General features: G+C 55.7%; 11 protein-coding genes. 6 read left to right on the forward strand and 5 right to left on the reverse strand.

Translation table 11 applies throughout. The features are described from left to right. Positions 1-16 precede the first annotated feature (16 nt). Entirely contained in the window at positions 17-1804 is a 1788-nt protein-coding gene (locus K2184_RS19605) for an aryl-sulfate sulfotransferase (RefSeq protein ID WP_163525387.1), read from the forward strand. Positions 1805-1811: 7 nt separating this feature from the next. Here K2184_RS19605 and K2184_RS19610 read toward each other — a convergent pair whose 3' ends face one another. Next, complete coding sequence (locus K2184_RS19610) at positions 1812-2609, reverse strand: AraC family transcriptional regulator (RefSeq protein ID WP_004110905.1); 798 nt, start codon at positions 2607-2609, stop codon at positions 1812-1814. A gap of 101 nt (positions 2610-2710) precedes the next feature. On the opposite strand from K2184_RS19610, the gene K2184_RS19615 reads away from it, so the two are divergent. Together K2184_RS19615 and K2184_RS19620 are read left to right on the forward strand one after the other, a co-directional pair. Continuing rightward, positions 2711-3520, forward strand: coding sequence for a sulfite exporter TauE/SafE family protein (locus K2184_RS19615; RefSeq protein WP_439237771.1), 810 nt, complete (start codon positions 2711-2713; stop codon positions 3518-3520). 210 nt (positions 3521-3730) lie between these two features. Continuing rightward, positions 3731-4393 (forward strand): HAD family hydrolase, encoded by a 663-nt coding sequence (locus K2184_RS19620; protein ID WP_017146543.1) that lies wholly within the window; start codon positions 3731-3733, stop codon positions 4391-4393. 142 nt (positions 4394-4535) lie between these two features. Here K2184_RS19620 and phnE (K2184_RS19625) read toward each other — a convergent pair whose 3' ends face one another. The 4 genes from phnE (K2184_RS19625) to phnC form a co-directional block, all read right to left on the reverse strand. Then, positions 4536-5417, reverse strand: a complete 882-nt coding sequence (phnE, locus tag K2184_RS19625; protein ID WP_004099313.1) for a phosphonate ABC transporter, permease protein PhnE — start codon at positions 5415-5417, stop codon at positions 4536-4538. Further along, on the reverse strand, positions 5414-6286 hold the full coding sequence (gene phnE / locus K2184_RS19630; RefSeq protein WP_004099314.1) for a phosphonate ABC transporter, permease protein PhnE: 873 nt from the start codon (positions 6284-6286) through the stop codon (positions 5414-5416). The genes phnE (K2184_RS19625) and phnE (K2184_RS19630) overlap by 4 nt, the downstream gene beginning before the upstream one ends. Positions 6287-6354: 68 nt before the next feature. Further along, positions 6355-7296 (reverse strand): phosphonate ABC transporter substrate-binding protein, encoded by a 942-nt coding sequence (gene phnD, locus K2184_RS19635; RefSeq protein WP_026056037.1) that lies wholly within the window; start codon positions 7294-7296, stop codon positions 6355-6357. A gap of 22 nt (positions 7297-7318) precedes the next feature. Then, positions 7319-8161, reverse strand: a complete 843-nt coding sequence (gene phnC / locus K2184_RS19640; RefSeq protein WP_163525384.1) for a phosphonate ABC transporter ATP-binding protein — start codon at positions 8159-8161, stop codon at positions 7319-7321. Positions 8162-9092: 931 nt separating this feature from the next. On the opposite strand from phnC, the gene ecpR reads away from it, so the two are divergent. The 3 genes from ecpR (at position 9093) to K2184_RS19655 (ending at position 11106) form a co-directional block, all read left to right on the forward strand. After that, positions 9093-9635: an ECP biosynthesis operon DNA-binding transcriptional regulator EcpR gene (gene ecpR / locus K2184_RS19645; RefSeq protein WP_004099317.1), complete on the forward strand. Its 543-nt coding sequence runs from the start codon at positions 9093-9095 to the stop codon at positions 9633-9635. Between the two features lie 154 nt (positions 9636-9789). Next, the gene (ecpA, locus tag K2184_RS19650) at positions 9790-10377 is read left to right on the forward strand and encodes a common pilus major fimbrillin subunit EcpA (RefSeq protein WP_004099318.1); all 588 of its coding nucleotides are present in this window, start codon (positions 9790-9792) and stop codon (positions 10375-10377) included. 60 nt (positions 10378-10437) lie between these two features. Beyond that, entirely contained in the window at positions 10438-11106 is a 669-nt protein-coding gene (locus K2184_RS19655; protein ID WP_004099319.1) for a hypothetical protein, read from the forward strand. Positions 11107-11119 lie beyond the last annotated feature (13 nt).

Genomic DNA, 11119 nt, shown 5'->3' on the forward strand with positions numbered 1-11119 from the left:
ATGTAAGGAGCAACTTATGGGACACCCCTCCGTCTTCCCGACCGGCGCCACCCTCTACGATCCGCAGCGCGCCTGGAGCGGCTACACCCTTTTCCAGGCCACCGAACACGGCGCGGTGCTGGTGGATATGAACGGTCACGTGGTACGCGAATGGCCTGAACTGCATGGATTTCCCAATAAAATCCTGCCCGGCGGCGCCATCCTTGGCCACAGCGGCGAGCGCGATCCGCGCTACGGCATGCAGGATATGCTCGATCTGATCCAGGTGGACTGGGAAGGCAATGTGACCTGGAAATTCGATCGCTATGAGCAGGTGAGCGATCCCGGCAATGAAACGCGCTGGATGGCGCGAGCTCATCACGACTATCAGCGGGCAGGCAATCCGGTGGGCTATTACGCGCCGGGGCTGGAGCCGCAGGTGGATGGCGGCAATACCCTGATCCTCGCCCATACCAACCTGCTGAACGAAGCGATCACCGACAAGCTGCTGCTGGACGACACCATTATTGAAGTTGACTGGCAGGGCAACGTGGTGTGGGAGTGGCGCTGCAGCGACCATTTCCACGAGCTGGGTTTCGACGACGCGGCGCGTACCGCGCTCTACAACAATCCGAATATGCGCGCCAGCGGCGGTGGAATGGGCGACTGGATGCATATCAATTCGATGTCGGCGCTGGGGCCGAATAAGTGGTATGACGCTGGCGATGCGCGTTTTCATCCCGACAACATTATCTGGGACGCCCGTGAATCCAACATTATCGCCATTATCGACAAACAGAGCGGCAAGATCGTCTGGCAGCTGGGCCCGGACTACAGCAAACCGGAGTTGAAACACATCGGCTGGATTATCGGCCAGCATCATGCGCATATGATCCCGCAGGGGCTACCGGGCGCGGGCAATATCCTGATTTTCGATAACGGCGGCTGGGCCGGATACGGCGCGCCGAATCCGGCATCGGCGGACGGAGTGAAAAACGCCTGGCGCGATTACTCCCGGATCCTGGAGATCAATCCGCTGACCCTTGATATCGAATGGCGCTATTCGCCTTATGAAGCGGATTTGCCGCAGCCGACCGATTCGTACCGCTTTTACAGCCCGTACATCAGCAATATGCAGCGCCTGGAAAACGGCAATACCCTGATTAACGAAGGATCGAACGGGCGCATTTTTGAAGTGACCCGCGATCACGAAATTGTCTGGGAATATCTTTCGCCGTTCTGGGGCAAGACGCTGAACAACAATATGGTCTATCGCGCCTACCGCATTCCCTACGCCTGGATCCCGCAGCTGGCGCAGCCGCAGGAGACGCCGATTGCGGCGGTCGATGTACGAACCCTGCGCCAGCCCGGTGCGGCGGCAGCGGGACCGGCGCAAAGCGTGGTGCGGGTGGCGGGCGTACAGCCGTACAGTAAGAGCGCCGATGCGCTGTGCGTGGCAACCGATAACGATACCCTGCGCCGCAGTCCGAAGCTGTTCCGCGTCGCGGAAAGCGCGTTCACGCCGATAAGCGCGGCGAGCGAGCTGGAGAGTAAAAGGCCCGTGCTGCTGTTCGTAGGCGCGGAGCGCTGCGTGCACTGCCGCAAGCTCTGGCAACTGCTGGCGCATGAGAAACTCAGCTCGCGAATTGCTCAACTGGATACGCGCTATCTGGATGCCGACCAGCATCAGGATCTGGCGACCACGCTCGGCGTGCGCGGCCTGCCGACGTTGCTGCTGCTTAAAGCGGGGCAGCCAGCAACGCGCGCGCCCGCGCAGCTTTCGGTGGATAATCTGTTCGACTGGCTGAATCGCGCAGCAGAGTAAGTCGCGATTATTGCGGACTGGCGTTTGCCGGTCCGCCGTTGATCTGGCGGATAAAGGCCATCGGCGAATAGCCCATCGCTTTGCGGAACATCGCGGTAAAGGCGGCCGGATACTCATAGCCCAGACTCAGCGCGACTTCGGTAATCGAATCCCCTTCACGCAGCGCCGTCATGGCGTACATCAGGCACGCCTGCTGGCGCCAGTCGCAAAACGCCATCCCGGTCTCCCGGCGAAACAGACGATTAAAGGTGCGTACGCTTTTGCTCAGCTTTTGCGCCCACTGCTGCGGCGTGCTGCGGATACTGGGCTGTCGCTGAAAATCGCCGCATAGCGCCGCGAGGTGGCTGTTCTGCGGGAGCGGGGTAAACATCGGCAGCGGCGCGGCGGCGCCCAGTTCATGGAGCAGGAGCGCAATCAGGGCGGCATCGCGCCCGCTCTCTTCATACAGCAGCGGCAGCTGGCAGGCGGCCAGCAGGAGCTGATGGGTCAGCGGAGAAACCTGTAACACTTCGCAGCGCTCGCTATCACGCGGGGCGACCTGCGCATCAATATACAGGCTGTGGGTGCTGACGCCGGGCATCCAGACGCGATGCGGTTTTGTCGCCGGGATCCATACTCCGCTGAACGGCGGGACCAGCCACTGGCCGTCATCCGTTTCGACCTTCATTAACCCGTTCATCGCGTACAGAAACTGCGCCCGGCGGTGGCTGTGGCGCTCCAGCAGCGTATTGGGCGGGTAGTCGCTGCCCAGCGCCAGCACCCGGCGAGGCAGATGATCGACGTCATTAATCGCAACGTTGCGCATAAAAAGTTGCCCTGGCTGAAATTCGTAATAGATTGGCTTTAAAGCGTAAGCCGGCCATGAGGTTATTCTATATCGTTACCTCCTTTTGTGGAGGAGTTCGAATGAGCGACTGGCTTTTTCTGTGTGGCATGCTATCCGGCGTGACCACCTGGCTCTTTGGTTTCGGCGGCGGTTTCGTTACCGTCCCGCTGCTCTATTTACTGGTCACCGGCGCGTGGGGAGCGCAAAGCGCAGTCGGACAGCAGGCGATGCAAATCGCGGTCGCCACTTCGGCGCTGGTTATGCTTTGTTCCGCGCTGCTGGCGACCTGGCGGCACGTGCGTACCGGCACCCTGAGCTGGCGTCGTCTGTGGGCCATGCTCACCGGCATTGCCGTTGGCGGCATCGCCGGCGCGCTGCTGGCGCTTGAGGTGTGCGGGGAGTGGATCCGCTGGCTGTTCGTTATCTACCTGCTGGCAACCGTTGCCGATTGCTACCTTCGCGCCGGATTTATGACTCCGCCCTCCCGCCGGGTGGTGCCGTCGGTGCCACATGAGCTTACGACAGGCGGTATCATTGGCCTGATCGCCTCTTTTCTCGGCGTGGGGGGAAGCGTGATGACCGTTCCTCTGATGCGCCGTCGCGGCGTGCTGATGTCCGAAGCAGCGGCGATGGCCAACGTGCTGACGCTGCCGCTGGCGGCAACGGCGACGCTGACCTGGCTATTGCTCGCCTGGCTGTCGCCGGTGGCGTTACCGAATGGGTTTATCGGCAACATCTGGCTATCGGCGGCGGCGCAGCTGGTGGCGGGAAGCTGGCTGGGATTAAAAATAGCCTCCCGCTGGCTGGCGCGTTTACCGGATCGCTGGCATGTGAGAATTTATCCGCTATTGCTGATAGCCGTACTGCTGGTGATGAGCGTGCGGGGATAATGAGGGACGCGGCGCTGCGCATCCATCCGAGAGTCGCCCGGATAAGCGTAGGGTATGAACCGGAAACATGGGTAACACTTTAGACCGGATACATGGGTAACAGTTATAACTGGCATAGAAGAGGAGACTCGTTATGCCCGGTTCATTCTGCTGTCATTTTACTTGCGCATGCTCGCGCGAGGCGCTGTGGCCGATAAAGGAAAATAAACGATGGGTAAAACGCTGACCATTTTCGATCTGGATAATACGTTGATTAAGGGCGATAGCAGTACGCTGTGGAGCCGCTTTATGGTGCGCGAAGGGTGGGTAAACGATGCCGATTACCTGGCGCGGGAAGCGATGCTGATGGACGATTACGATCGCGGCGAGATGAATATCGCCGATTATGTGGCTCTGATTCAGGCGCCGCTGGTTGGTGTGGCAAAGCAGGACGTGGATGCGCTACTGGCGCGCTGCGTGCGTGAAGAAATTATGCCGCGCGTTTATCCGCAGGCCTGGGATCTGATTCGGACTTTACAGGCAAAGGGCGAGCAGATACTGGTGATCTCAGCCTCGGTCAGCCTGCTGGTACAGGCAGTCGCGGCGCAGCTGGGCATCGAGCAGGCGCTGGGCATTGACGTCGAGATGGTGGACGGCGGCTATAGCGGAGTGATTGCCGGTACGCCGAGCTATCAGCAGGGGAAGGTGGTGCGTCTTGAGCAGTGGCTGGCGGCGCATCCCGCCTGTTCGGGCGAGGTGACCTTCTACACCGATTCGATTAACGATCTGCCGCTGTGCCTGCGCGCCGATCGCGTACGGCTGGTCAACCCGTGTCCGCAGCTGACGGCGGCGAATGCGCAGCATCAGTGGCCGGTACTGACGTGGCGGCTGTGATTTTCCCCCGGGGGGGGCGTAAACGCCTTACCCGGCTACTTTTTCGTGCAGTTTGGGTAACCCGGATAGCTGCGCAGCGCCGCCTCCGGGAATGTTGTGATATCAGACTTCCCCGGGGAGGCGCAGCGCGATCCGGAAAAAACTAATCCGCTTTAAACAGCGGCACCACGCTGCCGCCAATATAGCGGCGGCGCAGCCAGGCGGACAGCGTATCCATCGCCATCACCACCGCCACCAGCAGCAGGGTAATAAACATCACCACGTCCCAGTTCCACAGACGCATATTTTCCGCATAAATCAGGCCGATCCCTCCCGCGCCGACAAAGCCGAGCACCGCGGCTGAACGGGTATTCGATTCGATTTGATACAGGCTCAGCGCCAGGAAAGTGGGGAAAGATTGCGTGAAAATGCTGAAACGGTGCTTCTGTAACCCGTTCGCGCCTACCGCCGTCAGCCCGCGTCCCGGCGAGCGCTCAACCGCTTCGTGCCCCTCAGCGTACAGACGCCCCAGCAGCCCGGTATCCTGCATGATTATCGCCAGTACCCCGGCCAGCGGCCCGAGCCCCACCGCGCGGACAAAAATCAGCCCCCAGATCGCCATATCGATACCGCGCAGCACGTCGAACAACCGGCGCATCAGCAGGGCAATCGTCCCCGGAATCACGCCGCGCATAATGTTGCGCGCCGCCAGGAAAGAGAGCAGCAGGGCGATAACCGTCGCGGTAAGCGTCCCGGCGAAAACAATCGCCAGGGTAATAGCGATTTGCGTGAAGTAATAGCGGAACGGCCAGTTAAAAAAGTCGTGCCAGACGAACATCCGCAGCAGATAGCGACTGATTTGCTCCAGTCCGCTGGCGAGTTGCTCGCCGCTGATGCCGAACTGCATAAAGAACCAGACATAGTAGAGCAGGCAGGCCAGCGTCAGCAGGCCGATATAGCGCAGATAGCGCCCCTGGGCCTGATACAAATGCCGATGCTGGCGACGGCTGGCAGCGATATCCGGTTGATTTTGCCACTGTCTCATTTTTTCCCCTCCAGAACCCACTGCCGCAGGCGGCCGGACAGCATATCCAGCAGCGAGACCACGAGAATAATCAGCAGCAGCGTGATGCTGACCTGATCGTAACGGTCCAGTTTGATATTGGTCATCAGCTCCTGGCCGATGCCGCCCGCACCCACCAGCCCAAGGATGGTTGAGGAGCGGAAGTTAATTTCGAGGCGCATAAAGCCGTATGAGAGGAAGATGGGTTTGACCTGCGGCCACAGGGCAAAGCGGATACGCTGCAGATGCGACGCGCCGCAGGCGGCCAGGCCGCGCACCGGTTTATCCTGGGCGCTCTCTACCGCTTCATAGAACAGCTTGGTCAGGCTGCCGATAGTGTGCAGCATTAATGCCAGGAAGCCGGGGATGGCGCCGATACCAAAAGCCATCACGAAAATCACCGCCCACGCCAGCTCCGGCATGGTGCGCAGAAAAGCCACCAGCACGCGGACGGCAACACGCAGCGGGGCAGGGGACCAGGCATTATTAGCGGCAACGAACGCCAGCAGGGTGGCAATCACCACCGCAACCAGCGTCGACGCCAGCGCCAGCTGCAGCGTTTCCCAGATAAGCGGTAGCTGAATCGGCAGGCGATAGCCCCAGTAAGCCAGAGAGCCCTTAGTATGCGAATCGGCAAACAGATCGGCGATGTGCAGCGTGGGCAACGTCTCAAACAGGTAATCGAGAAAATTGGGCAGCGAGTGCCAGATGGTAAGGAGATTAAACTCGGCCAGGCTGCCGGCGGCAAAATAGAGTACCAGCAGCAGCAGGGACCCGCTAAAGGTATCGCGCTTTTGCCGCGAGCGTACCTGCTGATAGTAGCGTTCGAATTGGGTGTGGGTGTTATTCATGCGTCGCTGTGTCTTCAACGAGTCGCTGCCCCCCGCGACACTCGCCGGGCGGCAGCGTCAGGGTGGGATTAACGCGCGCTAACCAGTTCGCGTTTCATATCAATTATCTGCTGAAAATCAGCCACGCTGCCCGGGCCGATATGCTGCGTGCCGCCCATCGCTTTAATAAAGCAGGCGTGATCCTCGGTATCCAGCTTTTTAATCGCGGTAATGACTTTGGCCTTAAAATCAGCAGGCAGGGAATTGCTGACCAGGATCGGGCCGTTCGGGATCAGCGGCGATTGCCAGATAATGCGGATTTGCTTCATCAAATCCGGGTGATCCATGCGAATCAGGCGGTTGAAGGCGCCGACGCTGTAGCCGCTATTATAGTCACCGACCATGGAGGTCCAGGTCACCGCACCGGCAAACTGACCGTTCAGCACGCCGAGAATATCCTGCTCGTGGCCGCCGGAGAAGGTCACGCTGGAGAAGAAGTTATTATATTTATTATCCGCGGTGCCGCCGAACTGCTGTTTAAAGGCGTGGTTAGGAATTAAAAAGCCGGAAGTGGAATCCGGGTCGGCGAAGCCAAACGCTTTGCCCTTCAGATCCTCTAACTTTTTATACGGGCTGTCCGCTTTGACAATCACCACCGAGTGGTAGCCGCGGGACCCGTCTTTATCATCTACGGCAATCCCAACAATATCGACCGCTTGCGGATTGTTAATATAAACGGAGGCGTAAGAAGACGGCGACATACTTAATACCACGTCAACTTTGCCACCCAGTAATCCCTGAATGACGCCGGAATAGTCGGAGGAGTTACGTAATTTTGTATCGACCTTCAGCTCTTTATCAAGGAATTGCTTAACGCACTGGTTGTCGCCAATTTGCTGCGTTGCGTTCTGACCGCCAAGGATACCCAGGTTTAATTCCTTCGGTTGTTCAGCAGCGCTTGCCTGCCACGCCATCATAATGCCTGCAACCGCTGCGGATAAACGAACTGCGCCAGTGATGTACTTTTTCATTATTTTGCCCGTGTGAGTGAAATTAATGCAATTGGCTAATTTCATCGCCATACAGCCGATGCAGAATATCCTGATTCAGCTGCGTGGGATGGTCGTCAAAAATAATCTTGCCTTTGGCTATGCCGATAACCCGCGTGCAGTATTCTCGCACCAGCTCCACCGAATGCAGGTTTACCATCACGCTGATGCCCTGTTCGCTAATTTCGCGCAGGACATTCATGATCCGCTGCGTATTTTTCGGGTCGAGAGAGGCGACCGGTTCATCGGCCAGCAAAATCCCCGGTTTTTGCATCAGGGCCCGGCAAATGGCCACGCGCTGCATCTGGCCGCCGGAGAGATTTTCCGCTCGCTGCAGCGCATGCGGCAGCATATTCATCCATTCCAGCAGGGAGATAGCGCGGGCGCGGTCGGCGTCGGGGAAGATTTTGAATAATGATTTCAGGGTTGAGGTTTGGCTCAGGCGTCCCAGCAGCACGTTGGTCAACACGTCGAGACGCGGAACCAGGCAAAAATCCTGGAAAATCATACCGCACTGGCTACGCCAGGCGTTCATCGCCCGCCCGGACAGCTTTGATACGTCCTGCGGCGTCCCTCCTTCCGGGAAGCTGAGGATTTCGCCGCCGCTGGCGCGATGGGTACCGTTAATGACGTGCAAAAGCGTCGATTTTCCGGCGCCGGAGCGACCGATCACGCCAACCAATTCGCCCGCATGCAGATCGAAACTGATGCTATCCAGTACGGTTTGCTGCGCGCGCCAGGCTTTACTCAGGTTGCGTACGCTCAGGACCTTACGCTGCCGGTCGATAAACGGCGGCGTAAACGGTTGATAATCGGTTTCTGCAACCGCAGCCAGGGAACTGTTCATAAGTGCGTCCAGATTCGTCAGTAAACTGGGCACTATTAATGGTGTTTTATATGACTGCCAGATGACAATAAGGCGAACAAATAGTGAACGAACCGGTGAGTCAGCGTAACGGATGACGAAAAATTCCGTCAGAGATCACATTTTTGCATCGGCAATCCGGCGTCTGAAAATACTCAGCCTACCTTTAATACGCTATGCGTACGATATTAAGAATGATACGTATTTCATCTGATAGAGATGCCGCGTTTTATGCGACATTAGCCGCAACGGTTTTATTGCCGCTGGCGCAAAGCAAGGCCTCAGGATGTTCGTGCAAATCTTCTTTCTGAGTCGATTTAACCGAATAGATAATCTTTTCGTGCTTGTTTACGATTCACCGCGCTAAATTTTTTGTCGGCGACTATACCTTTCGTGCGGAGCATAATTTCATTATTTACGCTAATTAATGAAATTAACCACTATTTTTGTGTTGATTATTGGTTTTTTCTTCTTATTTTTTGAATTTCTTCGGTTTTTTTGCTTTTTCGAATGAAAGTGCGGTTAAGAATAGTCTTAACAGCTAATAGCTAAGATCCTGGAACATATAATATTCACTTAAGAATCGACGCATATCCCACCAATAACCATATGAAAACAAATACTTTTTGTGTTTAACTCAATATCCTTATTTTTATTCTTCAGGCTTAAATTGACCTGGTCGGTAATTAGCCCCCAGCGCACTTATTGACACACATGGCGAAAAATCCTAAATTTGGTGACACAAGAAACAAGCAAGTCATTTAGTGTTCTTTGCCTCAAGCAATACTATTTTGTGGTTTTAGATTGGATATATTTATAAGAGGGAATTTGCTGAATTAGACTTTGCAGGCCTGGGCTATCAGCAGTGTTGTGATACGTTCAAGATTTCCAGGACTATGGGGTTTAACACTATATGGATTATAAATATTCTTTAGATCAGTGCATCTGGCCGGCGCATGATAGCTTTTTTTTAAAAGGTCTCGCTGAGCTTATTCTGGATATCGATGACTTAATCTATCTTTCACTAGAAAAGGTACGCCGGGAATTTGTATTTATTAACCTTAGCGCCAGTTCGCTGAATTATTTTATCCGCCGCGATAATGAGTGGTTGGCTGAAATGAAAGGAAAGCAGATTGTACTTATTGCTGCAAGGCGCTCGGAGGCGCTGGCCAATTACTGGTATTACAATGGCTCCATTCGAGGCGTGGTCTACGTAGACTTAGCTAAGGATATTCGTCAGGAGCTGGCTTACGTTATCAATGGCCGTTTTCTACGTAAAGATATAAAGAAAGATAAAATTACTAACCGGGAAATGCAGATAATTCGTATGACGGCGCAGGGAATGCATCCGAAATCTATCGCCAAAATTGAGAATTGTAGTGTGAAAACAGTCTATACCCATCGGCGAAATGCTGAGGCCAAATTGTATTCAAAAATATATAAGTTAGCGCTGTAATTAGTAATAAACGTTGTATTTAAAAATTGTGCACCAGGTCGTAACACCCAAAATAATTTGCGTCGCAGATAATAATGATGCGGCCTGAACTATGGCGGGAATGCACACAGACGTGGGACATCAGGTCCCTTAATAAACTCAGGATGAAAAAGCTATGAAAAAAAAGGTTCTTGCAATTGCTCTGGTAACCGCGTTTGCCGGTATGGGTGTCGCTCAGGCAGCTGACGTTACTGCTCAGGCAGTCGCTACCTGGTCCGCAACCGCCAAAAAAGACACAACCAGCAAGCTGGTTGTGACTCCGCTGGGCAGCCTGGCTTTCCAGTATGCTGAAGGGGTTAAAGGCTTTAACTCACAGAAAGGCCTGTTTGATGTGGCTATTGAAGGTGACACCACCGCGACCGCATTCAAGCTGACCTCTCGTCTGATCACCAATACCCTGACTCAGCTGGATACCTCTGGTTCCACCCTGAGCGTGGGCGTTGACTACAACGGCGCTGCGGTCGAAAAAACGGCTGACACCGTCATGATCGACACCGCTGCGGGCACCCTGGGCGGCAACCTCAGCGCGCTGTCTAACGGCTATAACACCGCTGGTCGCACCACCGCTCAGGACGGCTTCACGTTCTCCATCATCAGCGGCACCACCAACGGCACAACTGCCGTTACTGACTACAGCACGCTGCCGGAAGGTATCTGGAGCGGTGACGTCAGCGTACAGTTCGACGCCACCTGGACCAGCTGATCCTCTCGTAGCACCAGGCAGGGGGTTCTCCCCCTGCTTTCTTTCACGGAATGAAATGATATGAAAAAACACATTCTGGCCATCGGCCTGTTGCTCAGCACAATGACGCCTGCCCTGGCGCTGGATGTGGGCGATATCTCTTCGTTTATGAACAGCGACAGCAGCACGCTGAGCAAAGAGATCAAAAATACGACCGACAGCGGTCGCTTAATCAACATCCATATGGAACGTCTCTCTTCGCCGCTGGATGGCGGTAAGGTGATCCCGATGGATAAGCAGGACGAGATTTTACTGACCCCTGCCAGCCTGCTGCTGCCCGCGAAGGCCAGCGACGTGATCCGCTTTTTCTATAAAGGCCCGGCGGACGATAAAGAGCGCTATTACCGCATCGTCTGGTTCGATCAGGCGCTCAGCGATGCCCAGCGCAACGGCTCGACCCGCAGCGCGGTAGCCACGGCTTCGGCACGCATCGGCACCATCCTGGTGGTGGCCCCGAGAAAAGTGAATTACCGCTATCAGTACGCCAACGGCACGTTGACCAATACCGGCAACGCCACCCTGCGCATTCTGGCCTATGGCCCGTGCCTGAAACCGGCGGATGGTAAGGATTGCAAAGAAAACTACTTCCTGATGCCCGGAAAAGAGCGCCGCTTTACGCGCGTCAATGTGGCTGACAAAAAAGGACGGGTCGCGCTCTGGCAGGGCGAGCAGTTTGTTCCCGTGAAATAGACAACTGTGCTGA

The sequence above is a fragment of the Klebsiella sp. K5-306 genome, from assembly GCF_051835185.1.
In the GTDB taxonomy this organism is placed as follows: domain Bacteria; phylum Pseudomonadota; class Gammaproteobacteria; order Enterobacterales; family Enterobacteriaceae; genus Klebsiella; species Klebsiella oxytoca.